The following is a 22,193-nucleotide window of genomic DNA, read 5'->3' on the forward strand; positions in this document are numbered from 1 at the left end:
ACAATTACGTGACTCCGGGGCTGCGGCAGGCGCATTCCGTCTCCCGTGCCGACCGCCGCCGTCCCCGATCGGGATAGCGTGCGGGAACCGGCTTATCCGTGCCCGTACCAGATCGGCGCGCTGCCGAACAGCGTCGCGGCGTCGGTGTGATGACCCGAACTGAAGGTGATATGCGTGTCGGCCCCGGGTCGCTGGCCATGAAGCGCGACCGCGACCCGCAGCACGCGCCCGCCGTGCCGCCGCTCGAACGCCAGCACGTGCGCCGCACCCGGTCCTACGACCTGAGCGGGCGTATAGTCGCCGGCCGCGAACAGCGCCGGATCGTCGCGCCGCAGCCGCAGCAGATCGGCGATCAGCCGCAGCTTGGCCGGCGCGTCGCCCGCGAGGGCACCGCGGCGCGCGTCGTAATCGACCGGCCGGCGGTTGTCGGGATCGACGAGGCTGAGGTCGGCGAACTCGGTCCCCTGATACATATCCGGGACCCCCGGCACGGTATAGCGGAGCAGCACCTGCGCCAGCGCATTGTCGTGCGCGGTCGCGTCGAGCATCGCGACGGTCTTCGCGATCAGCGCCAGCGCCTCGGCATCGCCGGGCAAGGCCTTGACCAATGCGGCCGCGGCGGCCTCATACTCTTCGTCGGGCGCTTCCCATGAGGACCGCAGCTTCGCCTCGCGAAGCGCCTTCTGCTGCCACGCCGTAACGCGTTCGACGAACTCCGGGGTCGCGCCATCCTCGGGCCACGCGCCGACCAGCGTCTGAAAAAGCATGTAGCGGTCGGCATCGTCTACCCCGCCGTCGTTGCGCTCCAGCCACGTCAGCGCCGCTTCACGCCATGCGTCGGTATGCGCGCTGATCGCGGCGAGCCGCGCGCGCGTATCCTCGCCACGCTTGTGGTCGTGGGTGGCGGTGGTCAGCATTGCGTGCGGCACGTCGCGCGCGCGTCCCTGCATCAACGCGTGAAAGTCGGCGGGCGACATCCCCATCCGCTCCGCATCGAAGCCAACGTCGTTGCGCGACAGCAAGCGGCCGTAGCGATAGAAGCCGGTATCCTCGACCGCCTTGGCCGCGATCGGCGCGGAGAGTTGCTGGAAACGCCGCACCGCCTCGGCGGTTTCCGGCGGTCCGTCACCCGCCAGCCACGCCAGCACCAGATCGACGACGTGCGCCTCGCCGGGCGGGATCAATTCGGCGACCCGCGTGCGTGCCTCGGCGCGGATCGCGTCGTCGCTGGCGGGCGCATCGGGGCCATAGGTGCGATAGACCGGGAACACCCATAGCAGCCGCTCGATCGCACGACGCAGCATCGCCGCGGTGACCCCCTCGGGCGCGACCGCGTGGAAGGCAGCGACGCACGCGTCGAGCTGCCCGCTGAATTGCCACGACAGCAAATCCTGTCGCGCCTGAAACTCCTCGGGCTCGAACGACGCGCTGCGCCCGCTGATCTCTTCCCACAAGGCGCCGAGCGCGTCGGCGCCGGCGGGATCGTGGAGCAGGCTCGCGACCTGTTCCATGAAGTCGTAGCCGCTGGTGCCGTCGACCCCCCAGCCGAGCGGCTGCGGCTCACCGGCGGCGAGGATCTTCTCGATCACGATCCACGCGCCGTCGTCGAGCCGCGCGCGCAACGCGCGGCAATAGCCGATCGGATCGGTCAGCCCGTCGACGTGATCGACGCGCACCCCGTCGATCAGCCCTTCGTCGTGCAGCCGGAAATACAGCGCATGCGTCTTCTCGAACACCGCCGGGTCCTCGATCCGCACCCCCGCCAGCTCGTTGATCGAGAAAAACCGCCGCCAGTTCAGCTCGTCGTTCGCGACCCGCCAGTAAGCGAGCCGGTAATGCTGGCGCGCGAGCAGGTCGGCGAGCGGCAGCGCGTCGGCCTCGCCCTGATCCGCATCGCGCAGGGGAAAGCGATGCTCGCCATAGGCGACGATCGTCCAGCGCCCGTCGTGCCGCTCCAGCGTCAGGTCGCCGTTCGACAGCGCTTCGGACAAGGGCGCGCCGAGCACCGGCAGCACGACGCGCTCGCGCCAGTCGATGTCGAACACCGCGGCGTGCTCGCTCTCCGGCCCTCGCGCCAGCACGTCCCGCCACCAGGCGTTGCTGTCGCCCGCGACTCCCATGTGGTTGGGCACGATGTCGATGATGATGCCCATCCCGCGCGCGCGCAGCGCCGCGACCAGCGACCGGAACGCCGCCTCGCCGCCCAGCTCGGGGTTGATCGTCGTCGGATCGACCACGTCATAGCCGTGCGTCGAGCCCGGCGCCGCGGTGGTGACCGGCGAGGCATAGACGTGGCTGATGCCGAGATCGTCGAGATACGGCACCAGCGCCTCGGCAGCGGCGAAGGTGAAGCCGTCATGGAACTGCAATCGATAGGTGGCGCGGGGCGTCGTCATGCGTGTCTCTCCGCGTTGAGCAGGGCGATGCGGCGCGCGACGTCGCGGCGCGCCAGCAGGGCGGGGGTGGGCGCGTCCATCCGCCGCCGCCAATTGGGATGTTCGTCGATCGTGCCGGGAAGGTTGGGCTGTTCCTCCAGCGCGAGCAGATCCTCGAGCGGCACGATCGCCAGCGGGCAGGGTGCGCTCGCGACATGTGCGATCATCGCGTCGACCGGCGGCGCGGCCGGCGGGTCGCCGGGCTTGTCCATCGCCTTCCACAAGGCGGTACGCTCGGTAGCGCGGCGCGCGCGATCCGCGCCGCTGCGCCCGAGCTGCTCCGCCCAGTCGATGTCGCGGCCCTTCCACCAGCCGGCGAGCGTCGGCGTGTCGTGTGTCCCGGTCATCGCCACTGCCGCCTCGTCCCAGTCGGCAGGCGGGACGAACCCGCCCTTGGCATCGCGCTCGAACGGCAGCACCCGCATGCCGAGCATACAGCGCTCGGCAAGCGTGTCGCGGAAGCCGGGCGGAACGGTGCCGAGGTCCTCGGCGATCACCACCGCGTCGGCGCGTTGCGCCTCGATCGCGACGATCCGGCGGAGATGCTCGCCGGGCATCCGCAGATATGCGCCCTCGCTCGCGCTTTCGCCCGCCGGGATAACCCACAAGCGTTCCAGCCCCAGCGCATGGTCGATCCGTATCCCGCCGGCGTGCGCGAGCGCGACGCGCAGCGTTTCGATGAACGCGCGGAAGCCGGTGCGCTGCATCGCGAACGGGTCGAGCGCGGTGATCCCCCAATTCTGTCCGTCCGGCCCGAGCGGATCGGGTGGCGCGCCGACCGTCAGCCCGGTCAGCAGTTCGTCGCGCGCGCTCCACGCATGGCTGCCCCCGGCGTCCATCCCGACCGCGAGGTCGGCGACGATGCCGGTCGCCATCCGCTCCTTCGCAGTGCGCTGCGCGGTCGCCAGCCCGAGATCCACGAGCCATTGCAGGAAGGCGTAGAAGGCGACCTCGCGCTCATGCTCGGCGGCGAAGCGGATCACCGCCTCGCCGTTCGGGTCGTGGTAGGCGGGCCAGTCCTGCCAGCCATGCCCTCCCAGCGCCGCATGAAGCGCGTCGAACCGCGCATGTGCCTCCAGCGCCGTACCGCGCTGGCGGCGATAGGCGCGCGCCGCCGACAGCGCGCTTTCGCTCGCCAGCTCGAAGGCGGTGCGCAGGTGCGCGATCCGCTCGCGCGCCGCCTGCGGCCAGTCTATCAACGCGGAGGCGCGGGCCGGGGGCAGCGGCACGCCGATCAGCGCCGGATCGGCAAGCAGCACATTGTGGAACAACCGCGTCGACGGCGAATAGGGGCTGAAGCGCGTCGGATCGGCGGGGAACAAAGCGTGGGTCGGGCTGATCGCCAGCGCCTGCGCCCCGATACGCGCGAATGACGCGGCGGCCTCGACCAGCGCACCGGCATCGCCGAACGCGCTGTCGCTGCTCGCGCGCAGGCTCGGCACCTGCACCGCGACACCCCAGCCGCGCTTCGGCAGCGCGCAGCGGCGCGGGGCGATGGCGAGCGTATAGTCGCGCCCGCAGGCGTGGAGCCGGTGATAGCCGACGCGCTCGACCGGCGGCAGCGTGCCGTCGGCGGCGATCGTCAGCGCGAGCCGGTTGCCGTCGTCGAGCAGCAGCTCGGCGTTGCCGGTCACGCCGTCCGGCAACTCGATCGCCCGCCCGGCATCGGCGGAGAGGAACGGCACCTCCGGCGCGGTCGTATCGAGGCAGGCGAGAATCGCCTCCAGCACCTCGTCGGCGACACGCTGTGGCTTGCCGTCCGCGTTCTCCCAGTCGCGTGACAAGCCGGCCGCGGCGGCGCGTTGCGAGATAGTCATGCGGGATACCCGACGCGAAGGGGTTGAAGAGGTCGCTGCTCCCGACTTACCCGCCACCCCGGCGAACGCCGGGGTCCAGATACGGAACGCCCGTATAGAGTCTCGAGCGTCCCCCAACTGGGCCCCGGCCTCCGCCGGGGTGACGAGAATAAGGGCGTCACGCCTCGATCCACGCGACGAACCGCTCGCCCTCGACGAAGAGCGGGTCCGCCCCGCCCGGCAGCGTCGCGGGCTCGTCGCCCAGATCGATCGCGACCCCCAGCGTCGTCCCGTCGCCCAGCCGCCAGCGCGCGACCACCGCCGCCTCGCCGAGCACCTGCGATCCGACCGACACCGCGCCGCTGAGAGGCGGCACGACGCGCTCGCGCCGCAGCGTCAGCAACTCGCGATAGAACCCACGCCATTCGTCCGCTTCCGGCCCCGGCTGCGGCACCGACGTCTCGAACGTCGCCCTCGCATTGGGGTCGGGGATCCGCGCCCGCGCGTCCGGATCGGCGAAGGCATCGAACTTGGCGAATTCCTTCCGCCGCCCTTCGCGCACCGCATCGGCCAACTCGTCATGAAAGTCGGTGAAGAACAGGAACGGCGTCGCGCTCCCGTCCTCCTCGCCCATGAACAACAGCGGCACCTGCGGGCACAGCAGCAGCAGCGCGGTCGCCGCGCGCAGCTTCGCCTTGTCGGTCAGCGCGATCAGCCGCTCGCCCATCGCGCGGTTGCCGACCTGATCGTGGTTCTGGAGGAATGCGACGAACCGTGTCGGCGCGAGATGCGCGCTCGCGCTCCCGCGCGGCTTGCCGTCGTGGTTGGCCGAACCTTCACCCTGATAGATGAAGCCTTCGGCCAGACACCGCGCCAGCCGCTCGGCCGGGCGATCCGCGAAGTCGGCGTAATAGGCGCTGGTCTCGCCGGTCAGCAGGACGTGCATGACATTGTGGAAGTCGTCGTTCCACTGCGCATCGAACCCGCCGTCGCGCAGCCGCGCGGCGTCATTCTCTTCATTCTCCAGCACGAGGTGGACGTGCCGGTCGGGCAGCGCCGCGCGGATCTCCGCCGCCATCGCGTCCAGGAACGCGGGATTGCCGATCGCGTGCACCGCATCGAAGCGCAGCCCGTCGATGCGATAGTCGCGCAGCCACATCAGCGCATTGTCGACGAAAAATCGCGCTACGGGCTCGCGCCCGACCGCCACCGCGCCGCCCCACGGGGTATGCACATCGGCATCGAAGAAGCCGGCCGCATAGGCGCCCAGATAATTCCCGTCAGGCCCGAAGTGATTATAGACCACGTCGAGGAACACGCTGATACCCAGCCCGTGTGCGGTGTCGACCAGCCGCCGCAGCTCGGCGGGCGATCCGTACTCCTCCTGCACCGCATAGGGCAGCACGCCGTCGTAACCCCAGCCGCGCGTGCCCCCGAACGCGCCGACCGGCATCAGCTCGATCGCGGTGATCCCCGCCGCGGCGATCGCCGGCAACCGCTCGATCACCCCCGCAAATCCGCCAAGCGTCCCGGCGTGACATTCCAGAATGACCATCTCGTGCCACGCGCGGCCACACCACTCGGGATGCTGCCAATCGTAGCGGGTTTCCGGAACGACGCTCCACCCGTGCACGCCGCCAGACTGGATTCGCGACGCCGGGTCCGGCACCACCTGCTCGCCGATACGGAAGCGATAGCGCGCGCCCGGTCCCTCGGCGCGGTCGAGCGCGTACCAGCCATCCGCGCCACGCTCCATCGCCGCCGCGTCCGCGCCGTCGATCTCCAGCGTCACGCCATCTGCATCGGGTGCCCACAAATGGAAGCGCGTGCCGCCGCCCGCCAGCGGCTCCGGGCCCCAGCGCGTCACGGCGCGCTCGTCCATGTCACCAGCACCGCACCCTGCGGCGCGACTTCATAGCTGTTGTCGATCTCGATCTCGCCCTGTTCGGGTTTGGCGCTGTCGATCAGCACGATCCGCTTCACCTCCGGCGGGGGGAGGGTGAAGGTGACCGGGTCGCCCGACGCGTTGAGCAGCAACGACACCGCCTCGATCTCGCCCGTCTCGGTCCGCGCCGCACGGCGCATCATCAGCGCGCGACCATCGGGGTTCTGCCAGTCCTCGGGCGACAATTGCTGCCCGCGCTCGTCCCACCATTCGATATCGTTGACCCCGCCCTCGGCGGTTTGCTCGCCGTAGAGGAAGGTCGGGCTGCGCAACACCACGAACCGCCGCCGCAACTCGGCAAGCCGCCCGGTGAAGTCGATCTGCGCCTGACCCTCGGGCGTGTTCGCCGCCTTCCAGTCGAGCCAGCTTATCTCATTGTCCTGGCAATAGGCATTGTTGTTGCCCTGTTGCGTTCGCCCGAACTCGTCGCCCGCGACCAGCATCGGGGTGCCGAGCGAGGTCATCAGCGTCGTCAGCATCGAACGCATCACGCGCCCGCGCGCATCGTTGATCGCGGGATCGTCGGTCGGCCCCTCGACGCCCCAGTTGCACGAGGCGTTGTGCGAATGGCCGTCGCGATTGTCCTCGCCATTCGCCTCGTTGTGGCGTTCCTCGTACATCACCGTGTCGGCGAGCGTGAAGCCGTCATGCGCCGCGAGCAGATTGACGCTCGCCCACGGCCGCCGCGCGCGCCGGTCGAACAGGTCGCCCGACCCGGCCAGCCGCGCCGCCAGATCGGGGCGCTTGCCCGGCTCGCCGCGCCAATATTCGCGCACCGTGTCGCGGTACTTGTCGTTCCACTCCGCGAAGCCCGGCGGAAAATTGCCGAGCTGATAGCCGCCCGGCCCGACATCCCACGGCTCGGTGATGAGCTTGAGCCGCCCGAGCACCGGGTCCTGCCGCAGCACGTCAAAGAATGCCGAACCCGGATCGAACCCCGTCTCCTCGCGCCCGAGCGTCAGCCCCAGATCGAAGCGGAAACCGTCGATGCCGAAGCTGGTTGCCCAGTAACGCAGCGAGTCGGCGACCATCTGGATCACGCGCGCCTTGCTCATGTTGAGCGTGTTGCCGGTGCCCGTGTCGTTGATCGTGTAGCGCGGATTGTCCTTGACCAGCCGGTAGTAGCTGGCGTTGTCGAGCCCGCGCCACGACAGCGTCGGACCTTTCTCGCTGCCCTCGCAGGTGTGGTTGTAGACCACGTCGAGGATCACCTCGATCCCGGCCTTGTGCAGCCGGTGGACCGCGCGGCGCAGCTCGTCCTGATGCTCGGTCGCCATATAGCTCTGCTCGGGCGCGAAGAAGCCGAGCGTGTTATAGCCCCAGTAGTTGCGCAGCCCCTTTTCCTGCAGGAATCGATCCTGCGTGAAGGTGTGGATCGGCAACAGCTCGATCGCGGTCACGCCGGTGCGTTGCAGATGCCTGATGACCGCCGGATGCCCCAGCGCGGCATAGGTGCCGCGTTCGCGCGCCGGGACCAGCTCCATCAGCTTGGTCAGCCCCTTGACGTGCGCCTCATAGATCACCGTCTCCGACCACGGCGTGTTCGGCCGCCGGTCGCGCGACCAGTCCCAGTGATCGTCGACCACCACCGCTTTCGGCATCGCCGGCGCGCTGTCACGCTTGTCGAACGACAGATCCTCCTTGCGGTGGCCGATGCGATAGCCGTGGAGCGCGTCGGTCCATTTGATCTGGCCCTGGATGCGCCGCGCATAGGGGTCGAGCAGCAATTTGTTGGGATTGAAGCGATGCCCCTCCTCGGGCGCATAGCGGCCGTGCGCGCGCAGGCCATAGACCAGCCCTGGCCCGACATCGGGCAGATAGCCGTGCCACACCTCGTCGGTGCATTCGGTTAGCGGCAGCCGCTGCAACTCGCGCTTACCCGCGCTGTCGAAGATGCAAAGCTCGATCGCGTCGGCGTTGGCGGAGAAGACCGCGAAATTGACCCCTTCGCCATCGAACGTGGCGCCAAGCGGATAGGGCGATCCCGGCAAGAGCCGGTCCGGCAAGTCGTGCAACGATGTGCTCCCGTCAGGAGGATTTGGCCGCGATGACCTAGGGGTGGCGCGACCGGGCGCGCCGGTGCGTCAGGACGTGCGCTTGCGCCGCGCGGCCGGCTTCTTCGCAGCAACTGGCTTGGTGGGCGCCGCTGCCGGAGCGGGGGCAGGGGATGCCGCGTCGGACGGCGCATCGGCTGCACCTGCGGGTTGCTCCGGGGCCGCAAAGTCGGTGCCGCCCGCTGGCGGCTCATCCGCTACCGCGTCCGCCGCTGCATCGCCGGCTTGTGGATCGGGCTCGTCCGCGACCGGCCCCTCGCCGGCAAAGGCGCGCTCGGCCTCGTCCCAATGCGCTTGATCGCGACCGTGCGGCTCGCCTTCCTGCTGCCACAGCCGATAGGCATGTTCGCTGATCTGCGCGTGACGATCGTCGGCCATGAGCTTTTCCCCTTACTATCCCTGACCGCCAAAACTCCCGAACGCGCGGATCGTCGCAACCACCGCCAAGAAAAAGCGATTCGGCCAGGTCAGGCTCGCGCGAGCGCCACCGCGCTGGCGACCGCCAGCCCGTCCTCGATCAACCCGCTGGCGGTCTGGCCCCAGCGCCGCGTCGCCGCCGCACGCAGCCGGAAGGTCAGGTGCGACGCGACGACCGCCGCCGCCGCCCCGACTAGCGCGCCCGCGACCCGGTCGTCGCGTCGTGCACACGCCGCGCCGGCGATTGCGCCGCTCAGCAGCCGGCCGGCGATCCCGGCGGGCACGATCCGGTCTGGCGCGTCGCGCTGCTTGTCGCCGACCAGCTCGCCCGCTGCGAGCAGCAGTGACCCGGCCGACAGCACCGGCGCGCGCGTGCCGCCGCGCGTCGCGGCCAGCGCCGCCAGCGGGGTTATCGCCCGCGCACCCGCCACCGCGCCCATCAGCATCGACCGCACCATCGTCAAACTCCCGGAGATCCGCCGCTCCAACTGCGCAGCCGCGTCGAGGTTGCACCGCGCGGCGGTGCACATAAGGTAAAGCTGATCTGCATCATTTATCCAATATTTAGCTAGCGCCGCTACTGATCGGGGATGTGCTCAGCAAAGCGACGGATGCCGCGGAGAGTAATCGGATGATCAGCTGGTTTCGTGATGTCGCGCCGGTCCGGACGAAGTTCCTGGCGCTCGCCTTTCTTTACGTCGGACTGTCGCTGGCGTCGCTAGCCGCCATCGGCGCGCTGGCGACGGGGGTGCTCGGCGCCCTCCCGGCGCTGGCGATCGGCGGCGGCGCGGTGGTGCTGGTCGCGACGATCGCGCTGGTGTCGCGCACGCTGGTCTGCGATCCGTACGTCAACACCGTGGTACGGATGGAAGCGCTGGCGCGCGGCGATTTCGACAGCCCGATCCGCTACACCGACGCTCGTGACTGCGTCGGGCGCATGACCAAGGCCATGGAAGTGTTCCGCGGCAATGGACAGGCGCTCGCCGTGTCGTCGGCGGCGCAGCGCAAGGTCGTCGAGGCGCTCGGCACCGGGCTCAGCCGGCTGGCCGACAACGATCTGACTTTCCAGCTCGAACAGCCGTTTACCTCCGACTATGAAGCGCTCCGGCACGACTTCAATCGCGCGATGACGGCGGTGGCGACAGCGATCGCCGCGGTGACGAGCGCGGCCAACGGCATCAACAGCGGCGCGGCCGACATTCGCCAGGCATCCGACGACCTGTCGCAACGCACCGAGCAGCAGGCCGCCTCGCTCGAGGAAACCGCCGCGGCGATGGACGAGATCACCTCCACCGTGCGCGAGACCGCGGCGGGCGCACGCCGCGCCAACAACGCGGTGGTCGAGGCGCGAACCGAAGCTGAAAGCTCGGGCGACGTCGTGCGCCGCGCGGTCGACGCGATGGGCGGGATCGAGCGCTCCTCGTCGGAAATCAGCGAGATCATCAGCGTCATCGACGGCATTGCCTTCCAGACTAACCTCCTGGCGCTGAACGCTGGCGTCGAGGCGGCGCGTGCGGGCGACGCCGGCAAGGGCTTCGCGGTCGTCGCCAGCGAGGTGCGCGCGCTCGCCCAACGCTCGGCGGATGCGGCGAAGGACGTCAAGACCAAGATCAACGCCTCCTCCGAGCAGGTCGAGGCCGGGGTGACGCTGGTCAGCGAAACCGGCAAGGCACTGCAACGGATCATTACGCGCATCGGCGAGATCAGCACGCTCGTCTCGACGATCGCGCAATCCGCCGAGCATCAGGCGACTGGTCTGCAGCAGGTCAACACCGCGGTCTCGGAGATGGACGGCGTCACCCAGCAGAACGCCGCGATGGTCGAGGAAGCGACCGCCGCCGCGCGCAGCCTTGCCGAGGAAGCCGCGCGTCTGACCAGCGAAGTGTCGCGCTTCCGCACCAACGCGGCGGCACGACCCGTCACGGGGGCCGCGAGCGCGCCGGCCTCGCCGGTCCATGATCTGCAGGCGCGGGCGGCCCAGGCCGGGCGCGAGCTGGCCCGCACTGCGCGCCGTCCGGTCACCGGCACGCGCGGGACCGCGCTGGCGGTGGCGGACGAGGAATGGTCGGAGTTTTAGGTCGCAGGGCGGCCCGCCGCATCCTGCGCCGGGACTCGCACAAGACCGGCCGGCGGGGAAAGGCCCCGACCGACGACGCGGCTCCGCCGCGGCGGGCCCAAGCCCACCGTCGTCGTTCCCGCGCAGGCGGAAATCCAGACGCGCAGGTCCGTCGATAGAAGCGCAACCGGCAGCGTTTCTGGATTCCCGCCTGCGCGGGACTGACGGATTGAAGAGAGGATAGGGGCCATCAACAAGCCCCGCGTGGTGGGTCCGCCGGGGCTCGAACCCGGGACCTCTCGATTAAAAGTCGCTTGCTCTACCGACTGAGCTACGGACCCTCACGCGCATCGAAGCCGGTTAGGGGCGGCGCGCGCGCGGGTCAACCGGGCATGAAGCTGCCGCAGCGTCATCGCGCTGCCCGGCACGCGCCACTCCGGCGCGATCGTCGCCGCCGGCGCCAGTACGAACGCGCGCGCGCGGAACGCGGGATGCGGGATCGTCAGCGTCGGGCTCTGCCACGCCCCGCCCGACCACAGGATGATGTCGAGATCGATCACCCGTGCCCCCCAGCGCCGCCCGCGCCGCCGCCCGAATCCGCGCTCGATCGCCTTCAGCCGCGCCAGCAATTCCGGCGGCGCTTCATCGCTCTCGATCAACACCGCGCTGTTGGCGAAGGTGCGCGTCGACGGCCCGAGCGGCGCACTCGCGACGACGGGCGCCGCGCGCCCGCCGAGCAGTCGCAACGCCGCCACGACCTCGTCGCGCGGGCGCCCGTGCCGGCCGCAGCGATTCGATCCCAGCGCGACGAGAAAGATTGATGCAGGCATCCGCAAGCGCCTATCGCACGGCGATGAACTTCGCACCTTCTCCGCTGCCTGCAACCGAGCCGCCACTCGATTGCCCGCGCTGCCCGCGCCTCGTCGACTTGCGCCACGAACTGCGTGCGCAGCATCCCGAATGGTGGAACGCGCCGGTGCCCGCGTCCGGCGATCCGCAGGCGTGGCTGGCGATCGTCGGGCTCGCACCGGGCATGAAGGGCGCGAACCGCACCGGTCGCGCGTTCATCGGCGACGAAGCCGGCGCACTGCTCTACGCCACACTTGCCAAGTTCGGATTGGCTTACGGCACCTTCACCGGCAGTCGCGAGGACAATATCACGCTCGACGGCGCGATCATCCTCAACGCGGTCAAGTGCCTGCCGCCCGGCAACGCGCCGACGCCCGAGGAAGTCCGCACCTGCCGCGCGTTCCTGTCCGATCAGGCCGCGGCGCTACCCAGCGCGCGCGTCTACATCGCGCTCGGTCAAATTGCGCATCAGTCGGTGGTGAAGGTGCTGGGTGGCAAGCTGCCCAAGGCGCGCTTCGAGCACGGCGCGGTCCACCGGGTGCCCGACGGGCGTGTGCTGATCGATAGCTATCATTGCTCGCGCTACAACCAGAACACCGGGCGGCTGACTGCGGAAATGTTCGAGAGCGTGTTCGCCAAGGCGCTGGAATTGCGTACCTGATCGTCTTTGCGTCGCTGTGCTCGCAATGACGGAAAGCCTCAGATATCCTGCACCAGCCGCCCGTACAGCTCGGGCCGGCGGTCGCGGAAGAAACCGAACGCCGCGCGGTGGCGTCGCACCCGGTCGAGGTCGAGCGTCGCAACGATCACGCCCTCTTCCTCTCGGTCCAGCTCGACGAGGATATCGCCGCGCTCGTCGGTGATGAAGCTGGTGCCGTAAAAGGTCTGGTCGTGCTCGACACCGACGCGGTTGGCGGCGATCACCGGCACCACGTTCGATACCGCATGGCCGACCATCGCACGCCGCCACAGCCGCGCGGTATCGAGCGAGGTGTCGTGCGGCTCGCTGCCGATCGCGGTCGGGTAGAATAGAACTTCCGCGCCCATTAGCATCATCGCGCGGGCAGTTTCGGGATACCATTGATCCCAACACACGCCGACGCCCAATCTGGTCTGGTGTCCTTGCGCGCGCGGCCCGTTCCACACCTTGAACCCGGTGTTGCCGGGGCGGAAGTAGAACTTCTCCTCATAACCGGGTCCGTCGGGGATGTGGCTCTTGCGATAGACGCCCTGCACCTCGCCGTCCGGGCCGATCATCGCCAGCGAATTATAATGGTGCGGCCCGTCCAGCTCGAAGAAGCTGGTCGGGATGTACACCTTCAGCGCCTCGGCCAGCGCCTGCATCGCCAGCACCGCCTTGTGCTCGGTCACCGGCGCGGCATTGGCGAACAGCGACTCGTCCTCGACGCGGCAGAAATACTCGCCCTCGAACAGCTCCGGCGGCAGGATCACCTGCGCGCCGCGCCCATGCGCCTCCCGCACGGCGTCGGACACTTTCGCGATGTTCCCATCGATGTCGGCGGAAAAAGCGAGCTGGAGCGCGGCGACGGTGATCTCGGTCATGGCGGAGCATTTAGGGGACATGCGCCCGTGATTCCACTCCTGTCGGTAAGTGTCTGGACTTGTACCGATCAGGGACGGGGTCGTTTCGCAAGCCGATTGCAGCGCTGATGCAGATAAGGAAAGGCTGATCCCCGACAAGTAAAGGGGAAACAAGCAAAATGACTCGCTTCGCGCATCTCGCGATTGCTACCGGCGCGCTGTTCGCCGCCATGCCGGCGCAGGCCGCCGATTTCGTGATCAGCACCGCAACGGGTACGTCGAACGGCAAGACGATCACGGACGGCACCGCGTACAACACGATCAACTACGCCGTGAAGTCGTCGGACGGCAAGTCGACGCTGAACGTGCGTGCGACTGCGTGGACGCTGCTGACGAACGGCACCTATCAGGCCGCGCAGATCGGTTCGTGGGGTTCGAACGGCCTCGGCATCTATCAAACGAACGAAACCACCGGCGGCAATTACCACACGATCGACAACAAGAATGGCTGGGAATTTCTGGTTCTTCAGTTCGATCAGGCGGTTTCGCTCCAGTCGGCGGTGCTGAACCCTTACGCGCTGTACGGTAACAATTATTCGGATAACGATGCGTTCATCGCGCGCGGGTCGCTCGGCTTCGGCACGGCCATGAGCGCGTCGGCCCTGTCGACGATCGCCGACGGACTGAACGTCGACACCTCCAAGCAGTCGGGCGACGCCTGGTTCAACAGCAACAGCAAGGACTATAACGGCGCCGCGAAGCAGACTTACAATCTGTCGCCGAGCAAGGGCGGCAACGTCTGGGTCGTCGGTGGCTCGTATTTCGGCCCGGACGGTTACAACGACGCGTTCAAGCTGAACTCGATCGCGGTGACCAGCGCGGTGCCCGAGCCGACCACCTGGATGACGATGATCCTGGGCTTCGGCATGATCGGCGCAGCGGTCCGCCGCCGTCGCAGCAGCAGCAAGGCCGCGCTGGCCTGATCCTGCGCTGAACCTTTTGCGTGCGGGAAGGCCGTCGGAGCGATCCGGCGGCCTTTTCCGTATGTTCAATCCCCAGCAATCAATCGTCATCCCGGACTTGATCCGGGATCCCGCTTTTTCTTCTTCAGGCGGCAGGGTCAGAGCGTGCCTGGCCTCGCCGGAGCGACGAACTTCTGTCCTACACCGTCCAACATCAGGCAGCCTACGCGACGAGGCGCGCTCCGGACCGCGCCACGCGCGCGCACAAAAGGGCCGTTATGCGCAAACTTCGACAACTTCGGCTTGCGGGCTCAGCCGATCAGCAATCCTGCCAGCGCCGCGCTCATCAGATTGGCGAGGCTTCCCGCCGCCAGCGCGCGCAGCCCCAGCCGCGCGATCGTCGGGCGCTGGTTGGGGGCAAGGCTGCCGGTCACCGCCATCTGGATCGCGATCGAGCTGAAATTGGCGAAGCCGCACAGGGCGAACGTCACCACCGCGATCGTCCGCGGCGACAGCGCCGCCGCCTGCTTGCCAAGGTCGATGTACGCAACGAACTCGTTGAGCACGATCTTCTCGCCGAACAGCCCGCCAGCGATGCCGGCCTCGTTCCACGGCACACCCAGCAGGTACATGACCGGCTGGAAGACATAGCCGAGCAGCCCCTGGAAGCTCAGCCCCGGCAGACCGACCAGCGTGCCCGCCGCGCCGAGCAGCCCGTTGGCGAGCGCCACCAGCGCGACGAACGCCAGCACCATCGCGCCGACCGCGACGGCGAGCTTGACGCCGGTCTGCGCGCCCTGCGCGGCGGCCATGATGAGATTGGCCGGCTTTTCCTCGTCATGGGTGGCATCGGGCAGCGGTTCGCCCGGGGTGCCCTCGGGCAGCAGCGCGGCGGGGCCGCGCCCGCTGATCCGCGCCTCGGCCAGTTCGATCTGGCGCTGCTCGTCCGGCACATCGCCCAGCGGCAGTTCGCCTTCGGGCGGCACGACGCGGTCGGGCATGATGATCTTGGCCATCAGGATACCGCCCGGCGCGGCCATGAAACTGGCGGCGAGCAGGTAATCGATGCTGATTCCCATCGAGGCATAGGCAGCGAGGATCGTTCCCGCCACACCCGCCATCCCGCTGGTCATGACCGTGAACACCTGCGCCGGGGTCAGCCCGGCGAGATAGGGGCGGATCACCAGCGGCGATTCGCTCTGCCCGACGAAGATGTTGGCGGCCGCGCACAGGCTTTCGACCTTGCTGGTCCCGATCACCTTCTCGATCGCGCCGCCGATCCAGCGGACCACGAACTGCATCACGCCCAGATAGTAAAGGATCGAGACGAGGCTGGCGAAGAAGATGATGACCGGCAGCGCCGCGATCGCGAAGCTCTGTCCGCCGATCGCCGGGCTGGCGAGATTGCCGAACAGGAATTCGGTGCCCTTCTGCGAATAGCCGAGCAGCGCCGCGACCCCCGCCGAGGCACCCGCCAGCGCGGCGCGCCCCGGCGTCCAGTAGAGCACGATCGTCGCGATCGTCGCCTGCAGCGCGAACGCGCTGGCGACGATCCGCAGCCGGATCGCGCGCCGGTCCGCCGACAGCAACGTTGCGAGCAGCAGAATGACGGCGATCCCCGCCAGGCCGATGAGAGTCCGTTGCATTTTTCTTCTTCGCTGCCGAAGGTCCGCGCCATGACATGCCCGTTGGCGGACCGCCAGCCAAGATCGGGTGGACGCGAGCCGTCATCGCGACCCCGGTCCTGAGCCGGGGGAAGCAATCCAGTGTTCCGCGCGTCGCGCTGGATTGCATCCCCCGGCTCAAGGCCGGGGTCGCAATGACGAAGTGTGATGCCGCGCCAACACCTTGCCCACCCCGTCGCTGCCCCGTACACCGCCGCGATGGAAGCCCCCGACCATCGCTCGATCGCCAGCCGCGCGATCCCGCCCTCGCTGTTCGCTTTCTCGATCTTCTACGGCGGGATGGTCTGCATCGCCGGCGTGCTGGGCAACAAGCAGGTGTCGCTCGGCCCGATCTCGCGGCTCGGACCCTTGGTCGGGCTGCCGCCGCTCGCCGTCGAGGCGGGGATATTTGCCTTCCTGCTGCTGGTCGTTACTTCCAGCGCGGTCGCTGAACTACACGGACAGAAGGTCGCGGGCCGGCTGGTGCTGATGGGGTTTGTGCCGCTGCTCGTCTCGATGGCGCTGACATTGATCGTGCTGGTGCTGCCCGCCGCGCCGGAGATGGATGCCGGGCATCTGGCGGCCTTCCACCAGATGATGGGCGCGACGCCGTGGATCTGGGCCGGCGGGATCGTCGCCTATGGCGTGTCGCAGACCCTGAACGTCACGATCTTCTCGTGGCTGAAGGGGCGGGAGGGCGGCAAGCTGCTGTGGTTCCGCGCCGCGACCGCCAGTGCGCTCAGCCAGATCGTCGATTCGGTGCTGTTCATCACGATCGCCTTCGGACTTTCCGCGGTCGGTTGGCTGATGGCGGGCCAGATGCTCGCCAAGGTCGTGCTGTCGGTCGCGCTGGTCCCGCCGCTGATCTACGCGCTGGTGGCGATCGGTCGCCGGCTCGACGCCTGACCTTTTCGCTCCTGACCTTTTCGGCGCGCGCCCCCGCCGCTATGGCGCCGCTTATGACCGATCCGAACCTGTCGCCCGCCTTGAAGGCCGAAACTTTGGTCGAGGCGCTGCCGTATCTGCAACGCTATGCCGGCAAGACCTTCGTCGTGAAATACGGCGGCCACGCGATGGGCGATCCAGAGGCGCAGGCCGATTTCGCCGAGGATGTCGTGCTGCTGAAGGCGGTCGGGATCAACCCGGTCGTCGTGCACGGCGGCGGGCCGCAGATCGGTCGGATGCTCAAGCGGCTGGGCGTGGAATCGCGCTTCGTCGATGGCTTGCGCGTCACCGATGCCGAGACCGCGCAGATCGCCGAGATGGTCCTGGCCGGGTCGATCAACAAGGAAATCGTCAGCTGGATCGGTCGCGCCGGGGGCCGTGCGGTCGGCATCTCGGGCAAGGACGCCGGGCTGGTGCAGGCCGAGAAGGTCGGCCGCCGCGATCCCGATCCGTTGCAGGGGATCGAACGCAAGGTTGATCTCGGCTTCGTCGGCGAGCCGGTCGCGGTCGACCGCCGGATTATCGATTCGCTCAGCCGCGACGGGATCATTCCCGTGATTGCGCCGATCGGCATCGGGGCCGACGGGCATACCTACAACATCAACGCCGACACGATGGCGGGCGCGATCGCGGCGGCGCTGGGTGCGTCGCGCTTCTTCCTGCTCACCGACGTGGCGGGCGTGCTCGACAAGCAGGGTGAACTGGTCACCGACCTCAACCCGGCTGCGGTCGCCGCGCTGCGCGCCGACGGTACGATCTCCGGCGGGATGATCCCCAAGCTGGAGACGTGTGTCGCCGCGGTCGAGTCCGGCGTGGATGCGGCGGTGGTGCTCGACGGGCGGGTGCCGCATGCGATGCTGCTCGAAATCTTTACGAAGCGCGGTGCAGGCACGCTGATCCGCCGCTAGGCGGCAGCCTTTCGATTCGCCCGCCGGTGCCCTATATCACCGGCACACCTATTGGGAGACGCCCGGCGTGCTGACGACCACCATCATCCAGATCCTGCAGGTGATCCTGAACCTCGTCTGGTGGATCATCATCGTGCAATTCGTGCTGTCGCTGCTGATCTCGTTCAACGTCGTCAACACCTCGAACAACTTCGTGCGCTCGCTGTACGAAGGTCTCGATCGCCTGACGGAGCCGTTGTACCGTCCGATCCGCCGGATGCTGCCGAACACCGGCGGGATCGACTTCGCACCCGCCGTGGTGCTGGTGCTGATGGCGATCCTGAACATCATCCTCAACAATATCGCGATCAGCGCAATGACCGGCGGCGCGGCGATCTGACTGCCTGGCGTGAGACGACGGACGGGATCGTGATCGCGGTTCGCGTCACCCCGCGCGGCGGGCGTGACGCGCTGCTGGCTGGCACCGACGAGCATTTCGCCGCACGGCTCTCCGCCGCACCCGTCGATGGCGCAGCCAATGCGGCGCTGATTGTGCTGGTCGCCAAGCATTTTGGTGTACCCAAACGTGACGTGGCGCTGGTCGCGGGCCAGACCGCACGCCTGAAGCGACTGACGGTCGCGGGCGATCCGCAGGTGCTGGCGCGCGCCGCCGCTTCGCTCTATGCGGTCGCGCCATGACAGCGCGCCTCATCGACGGAAAAGCCTTTGCCGCCAAGCTGCGCGGCCGTGTCGCCACAGCGGCCGCCGCCTTCACCGAACAGGCGGGGCGTGCGCCCGGGCTGGCGGTCGTGCTGGTCGGCGAGGACCCGGCCTCCTCGGTCTATGTCCGGTCCAAGGGCAAGGCGACCGTCGCCGCCGGGATGGAGAGTTTCGAGCATCGCCTGTCCGCCGACGTGACCGAGGCAGAGCTGATCGCGCTGGTCGATCGCCTCAACGCCGACGAGACCGTCGATGGCATCCTTGTCCAGTTGCCCTTGCCGAAGCACATCGATGAGCGCGCGGTCATCACCCGCATCGACCCCGACAAGGACGTCGACGGCTTCCACCCGGTTAACGCCGGGCGGCTTGCGACCGGCTTGGACGGGCTGGTGCCGTGCACCCCGCTCGGCTGCCTGATGCTGCTACAGGACATCCACCCCCATCTGGCCGGGCTGGAGGCCGTGGTGATCGGTCGCTCGAACATCGTCGGCAAGCCGATGGCGGCCCTGCTGCTCCAGCAGAGCTGCACCGTGACCACCGTCCACAGCCGCTCGCGCGATGTGATGGGGCATGTCCGTGCCGCCGACATCGTCGTCGCGGCGGTAGGCATCCCCGCGTTCGTCCAGCCGGAGTGGATCAAGCCCGGCGCGACCGTTATCGACGTCGGCATCAACCGCACCGACGACGGGCTGGTCGGCGATGTCGATCCGCGCGTGGCCGAGGTCGCGGGCGCGATCACCCCGGTGCCGGGCGGGGTCGGGCCGATGACGATCGCGGTGCTGATGCGCAACACGCTCGTCGCCGCCGGGCGCCGCGCCGGCATCGCGGTCGATCCGGCGCTCTGATGGTCGAGCTGTTCGTCTCGTCGTTCATCACGTTGTTCGTCATCATCGATCCGCCCGGCTGCGCACCGATCTTCGCCGGGCTCACCGCCGGCGCGACCGCCACGCACCGCCGCGCGATGGCGATCCGCGCGGTGATGGTCGCGGCGGGCATCCTGCTGGTCTTCGCGCTCGCGGGCGAGCCGCTGCTCCACGCGCTGGGCATCGAGCTTGCGTCGTTCCGGATCGCGGGCGGCGTGATGCTGTTCCTGATCGCGCTTGAAATGGTGTTCGAGAAACGCACCCAGCGTCGTGAGGACCGCGCCGCCAAGATCACCGAGGAAGAGGCCGACGACGTCTCGATCTTCCCGATGGCGATGCCGATGATCGCCGGGCCGGGGTCGATCGCGTCGGTGATGCTGCTTACCGCGCGCAGTCAGGGCATCGAACAGACCGCGGTCGTGATGGCGGCACTCGCGGCCAACCTGATGCTAATGCTGATAGCGCTGCTCTCTGCCGGGCCGCTGATGCGCGTGCTGGGCGCTAAGATCGAGGCGGTCATCACTCGCCTGCTCGGCGTGCTGCTCGCCGCGCTCGCCGTGCAATTCGTGATCGACGGGGTGATGGAGCAGCTGCGCTAACTTCGTCATTGCGTTGCCAGAGTCGCAAGCACGTTAAGTCACTCCACCCGGTAAGCCCGGAACGGCGATCCCTTCCTGATCGGCAACGGCACGAGCCAGTCGAACTGCTCGCCCTTCGCCAGCCGGTCGTAGAAGCCGCCGCGTGCCTTCGCGCGATAGTTGGTCGATTCGGCCATGTCGGGACACACCAGCAGCATCGTCGCGCCGTGACGCTTCATGATCGCGCGCGCCACCTCGGGCGTGCCCATGAAGGCGTGGTGGACGTCGAGGATCGCGTCGCCGTTGCGGTGATACGGTCCAGCGATCGCATTGTGGTGCGTCAGCGTGATGAGCCGCGGGCCGAGGTCGACGAAGGTGAAGACGGTCTGCGCCGGATAGCGGTTAAGTGGCTGCATCGCCGGGATTGTCAGGCAGCGTCCGGTCGCCTTGTTGACGCGGCGGACATAGGCGTTGGGGCGGTCGACCTTGAACTGGTCGATGATGATTTGCGTGAAGCTGCCGGAGACGATCACGAACAGCGCGACCGCGGCCGCCGCCTTCGCCCACCAGTAACGCGGTGCGATCAGCCACGGCACCGCCATCCACGCCAGCGCCGCCGCACCAGGGATTGCAAGGAGTTGCGCCGCTGGCCCGGCGCGCGCCTGCCACAGCAGCATCAGCGCCGCGAACGCGCCGAACAGCGCCACGCACGCCCAGCCGCGCAGCGTCGGTTGCCGCCGTGCGCGCCAAGTTGCGAATAATGCACCGATTAATCCGATCAGCGGGAGCGTGACGATCGGCAGCGCGACGCGCAGCGGGTGGCGGTAGATCGGCTTGGCCTCGCGCACCTGCGACAGCCAGCTCGTGTAGAGTTCGTTCGACACCTGCTCGGGCCGGCCGAGGCATTGCGGGAAGGCGAGCGCGAAGAACGCCGCGACAACCGCACCCGCCGCGACGGCCAGAAGCAATCTTATCAGTGGCTTGCGTGGCGATGCGACCGCGACCGCCAGCAGCAGTCCGCCGGCCAGTACCACGGTGGAGGCATAGACCGGGGTCAGCGCGTCGCAGCGATAGACGCGGTTGGCGTAGGAGGTGAATGCCGCAAAACCCGCCGCCACGCCGCCCGCCAGCGATAGCGCGTAGAGCGCCAGCCGTTCACGTTCTGACCGCTCCCATACCCAGGCGAGCGCGATAATACCCCCTGCCATCGCGGCATAGGGAAGCATTTCCAGCCCGATCGTAAGCGAAATCGCGGTCGCGGTACCAACCAGTGCACCGCCGCGCCGAAGTTGCGGATCGCACAGCCCGGCGACCGTCACTGCCAGCATCGCGAGCTGCCAGCCGTGGTGATCGATCCGGTCGGGCATGAACATGCCGAGCGCGACATTGGTGGCGAGGAACAGCGCGATCCCCAGCGGCCATGCCAGCGGATGCACCAGCCGCCGCAGCGTCGCGCCCAGCGCCACCAGCACCACCGCCATCGGCAGCAGCGGCGCGATTCCGCACGCCAGCCGCTCGGCCTCCGCCACGCCGACGAACGGGCGCAGCAGCACGATCAGGCCCGCGATCGGCAGATCGACCAGCCGCGACCAATGGATGTCGAACCCGCCCGGCGGATTGAGCCGGTAGTTGCGCAGGTCGAACCAGCCCTGGCCGTCCAGCAGCGCACGGACCTGCATCAGCCGCATGTTATCGTCGGTGTCGCCCAGCGACAGCCAGTGGATCGCCGCCCAGCGCTGCCAGACGTACCAGATCGCGATGCCGGCCCATGCCAGCAATGTCAGCCGAAGCCAGTGGCGATCGAGTGTCCGCGCGACCCGGTCTTCAATGGCGGGCGGCAACAAATGATTGGTCAACACTTTTCCTTCACGCCGCGCCTTTGGCGCGCGGCCCGTCGATGGCGCGATGCTTAGGCTGCGGCCGGCGAAACGGCAACGGGCGTCCCCCGTTCGCCGGCACGCGGCCATTGCCAGCACCGGCGGGCGGGCCTAGGCGGGCGGCGGAAAGGGCAAGATTGTGGCGACGTTGCAGGCAGACGGCAAGATCGATCAATTACGCGCGCTTTTCTGGCAGATCGTCCGCTTCGGGCTGACCGGGGGCGCCGCGACCGCCATCTATGCGGCGGTATATTGGCCGATCGCCACCTATGCGCAGGTGCGCTGGCCGCTCGAGCATCGCAGCATCTGGCCGCTGATCGCCAATGTCCTCGGCTATCTGGTGTCGATGGTGGCGGGTTTCGTCATCCACAGCCGCTGGAGCTTTCGCGGGGTGGGCGAGCGTGACAATGTCGCGCGTACCGGAGGCCGCTATCTGGTGGTCATGCTGGTCAGCTTCACGATGAACACTTTCTTCGTCTGGTTGCTGACCGGCCCGATGCATGGCGCGACCTGGTGGCCGCTGGTGACAAACGTGTTCGTCACGCCGATGCTGACCTTCGTACTTTATCGTTTCTGGGTGTTCGCTTGATCAAGAGTAATCGC

Annotated in this window: 20 protein-coding genes and 1 tRNA gene; 10 read left to right on the forward strand and 11 right to left on the reverse strand. The window is 68.3% G+C overall.

What is annotated here, in order from left to right:
- Positions 1 to 92 precede the first annotated feature (92 nt).
- The 6 genes from treY to BACI71_RS05220 all read right to left on the reverse strand — a co-directional run bounded on the left by treY (position 93) and on the right by BACI71_RS05220 (position 9,105).
- Positions 93 to 2,396: a malto-oligosyltrehalose synthase gene (treY, locus tag BACI71_RS05195; protein ID WP_159755946.1), complete on the reverse strand. Its 2,304-nt coding sequence runs from the start codon at positions 2,394 to 2,396 to the stop codon at positions 93 to 95.
- Positions 2,393 to 4,252: a 4-alpha-glucanotransferase gene (gene malQ / locus BACI71_RS05200; RefSeq protein ID WP_159755949.1), complete on the reverse strand. Its 1,860-nt coding sequence runs from the start codon at positions 4,250 to 4,252 to the stop codon at positions 2,393 to 2,395. The genes treY and malQ overlap by 4 nt, the downstream gene beginning before the upstream one ends.
- Positions 4,253 to 4,409: 157 nt before the next feature.
- Complete coding sequence (gene treZ, locus BACI71_RS05205; protein ID WP_236552822.1) at positions 4,410 to 6,113, reverse strand: malto-oligosyltrehalose trehalohydrolase; 1,704 nt, start codon at positions 6,111 to 6,113, stop codon at positions 4,410 to 4,412.
- Positions 6,095 to 8,191, reverse strand: a complete 2,097-nt coding sequence (gene glgX, locus BACI71_RS05210) for a glycogen debranching protein GlgX (RefSeq protein ID WP_159755952.1) — start codon at positions 8,189 to 8,191, stop codon at positions 6,095 to 6,097. The genes treZ and glgX overlap by 19 nt, the downstream gene beginning before the upstream one ends.
- Before the next feature lie 69 nt (positions 8,192 to 8,260).
- Positions 8,261 to 8,608: a DUF2934 domain-containing protein gene (locus BACI71_RS05215; RefSeq protein ID WP_159755955.1), complete on the reverse strand. Its 348-nt coding sequence runs from the start codon at positions 8,606 to 8,608 to the stop codon at positions 8,261 to 8,263.
- Between the two features lie 89 nt (positions 8,609 to 8,697).
- Positions 8,698 to 9,105, reverse strand: a complete 408-nt coding sequence (locus BACI71_RS05220; RefSeq protein ID WP_159755958.1) for a DUF4126 domain-containing protein — start codon at positions 9,103 to 9,105, stop codon at positions 8,698 to 8,700.
- A 173-nt stretch (positions 9,106 to 9,278) separates the two neighbouring features.
- Here BACI71_RS05220 and BACI71_RS05225 point away from each other — a divergent pair, with 173 nt between their 5' ends.
- Positions 9,279 to 10,724 carry a methyl-accepting chemotaxis protein gene (locus BACI71_RS05225; RefSeq protein WP_159755961.1) on the forward strand — a complete coding sequence of 482 codons (1,446 nt, stop codon included), beginning with the start codon at positions 9,279 to 9,281 and terminating at the stop codon, positions 10,722 to 10,724.
- A 244-nt stretch (positions 10,725 to 10,968) separates the two neighbouring features.
- Here BACI71_RS05225 and BACI71_RS05230 read toward each other — a convergent pair.
- Positions 10,969 to 11,044 (reverse strand) — tRNA-Lys (locus tag BACI71_RS05230).
- A complete protein-coding gene (folK, locus tag BACI71_RS05235) occupies positions 11,045 to 11,533 on the reverse strand; it encodes a 2-amino-4-hydroxy-6-hydroxymethyldihydropteridine diphosphokinase (protein WP_159755964.1) in 489 nt (162 codons plus the stop codon). It abuts the tRNA gene before it with no gap.
- Between the two features lie 23 nt (positions 11,534 to 11,556).
- Between folK and BACI71_RS05240 the strand changes: the two genes are divergently transcribed.
- Positions 11,557 to 12,213 (forward strand): uracil-DNA glycosylase, encoded by a 657-nt coding sequence (locus BACI71_RS05240; RefSeq protein WP_159760883.1) that lies wholly within the window; start codon positions 11,557 to 11,559, stop codon positions 12,211 to 12,213.
- Positions 12,214 to 12,251: 38 nt separating this feature from the next.
- Here the strand turns inward: BACI71_RS05240 and aguB are convergent, their stop codons facing one another.
- Complete coding sequence (gene aguB / locus BACI71_RS05245) at positions 12,252 to 13,115, reverse strand: N-carbamoylputrescine amidase (protein WP_159755967.1); 864 nt, start codon at positions 13,113 to 13,115, stop codon at positions 12,252 to 12,254.
- Positions 13,116 to 13,273: 158 nt separating this feature from the next.
- Here aguB and BACI71_RS17845 point away from each other — a divergent pair, with 158 nt between their 5' ends.
- On the forward strand, positions 13,274 to 14,077 hold the full coding sequence (locus BACI71_RS17845; protein ID WP_236552823.1) for a PEPxxWA-CTERM sorting domain-containing protein: 804 nt from the start codon (positions 13,274 to 13,276) through the stop codon (positions 14,075 to 14,077).
- 290 nt (positions 14,078 to 14,367) lie between these two features.
- Here the strand turns inward: BACI71_RS17845 and BACI71_RS05255 are convergent, their stop codons facing one another.
- Positions 14,368 to 15,702, reverse strand: coding sequence for a NupC/NupG family nucleoside CNT transporter (locus BACI71_RS05255; RefSeq protein ID WP_159755970.1), 1,335 nt, complete (start codon positions 15,700 to 15,702; stop codon positions 14,368 to 14,370).
- A gap of 237 nt (positions 15,703 to 15,939) precedes the next feature.
- Here BACI71_RS05255 and BACI71_RS05260 point away from each other — a divergent pair, with 237 nt between their 5' ends.
- The 6 genes from BACI71_RS05260 (at position 15,940) to BACI71_RS05285 (ending at position 19,734) form a co-directional block, all read left to right on the forward strand.
- Positions 15,940 to 16,626 (forward strand): queuosine precursor transporter, encoded by a 687-nt coding sequence (locus tag BACI71_RS05260; RefSeq protein ID WP_159760887.1) that lies wholly within the window; start codon positions 15,940 to 15,942, stop codon positions 16,624 to 16,626.
- A 41-nt stretch (positions 16,627 to 16,667) separates the two neighbouring features.
- A complete protein-coding gene (gene argB / locus BACI71_RS05265) occupies positions 16,668 to 17,573 on the forward strand; it encodes an acetylglutamate kinase (RefSeq protein ID WP_443018451.1) in 906 nt (301 codons plus the stop codon).
- A gap of 67 nt (positions 17,574 to 17,640) precedes the next feature.
- Entirely contained in the window at positions 17,641 to 17,952 is a 312-nt protein-coding gene (locus tag BACI71_RS05270; RefSeq protein ID WP_159755976.1) for a YggT family protein, read from the forward strand.
- Between the two features lie 29 nt (positions 17,953 to 17,981).
- On the forward strand, positions 17,982 to 18,251 hold the full coding sequence (locus BACI71_RS05275) for a DUF167 domain-containing protein (RefSeq protein ID WP_328803996.1): 270 nt from the start codon (positions 17,982 to 17,984) through the stop codon (positions 18,249 to 18,251).
- On the forward strand, positions 18,248 to 19,117 hold the full coding sequence (gene folD, locus BACI71_RS05280) for a bifunctional methylenetetrahydrofolate dehydrogenase/methenyltetrahydrofolate cyclohydrolase FolD (protein WP_159755979.1): 870 nt from the start codon (positions 18,248 to 18,250) through the stop codon (positions 19,115 to 19,117). Before BACI71_RS05275 ends, folD begins: the two co-directional genes overlap by 4 nt.
- A complete protein-coding gene (locus tag BACI71_RS05285; RefSeq protein ID WP_159755983.1) occupies positions 19,117 to 19,734 on the forward strand; it encodes a MarC family protein in 618 nt (205 codons plus the stop codon). The genes folD and BACI71_RS05285 overlap by 1 nt, the downstream gene beginning before the upstream one ends.
- A gap of 38 nt (positions 19,735 to 19,772) precedes the next feature.
- Here BACI71_RS05285 and BACI71_RS05290 read toward each other — a convergent pair whose 3' ends face one another.
- The gene (locus BACI71_RS05290) at positions 19,773 to 21,569 is read right to left on the reverse strand and encodes an AcrB/AcrD/AcrF family protein (RefSeq protein ID WP_236552824.1); all 1,797 of its coding nucleotides are present in this window, start codon (positions 21,567 to 21,569) and stop codon (positions 19,773 to 19,775) included.
- A gap of 160 nt (positions 21,570 to 21,729) precedes the next feature.
- On the opposite strand from BACI71_RS05290, the gene BACI71_RS05295 reads away from it, so the two are divergent.
- Positions 21,730 to 22,179 (forward strand): GtrA family protein, encoded by a 450-nt coding sequence (locus BACI71_RS05295; RefSeq protein ID WP_236552825.1) that lies wholly within the window; start codon positions 21,730 to 21,732, stop codon positions 22,177 to 22,179.
- Positions 22,180 to 22,193 lie beyond the last annotated feature (14 nt).

The sequence above is a fragment of the Sphingomonas sp. 8AM genome (assembly GCF_902506455.1).
Lineage (GTDB): Bacteria > Pseudomonadota > Alphaproteobacteria > Sphingomonadales > Sphingomonadaceae > Sphingomonas.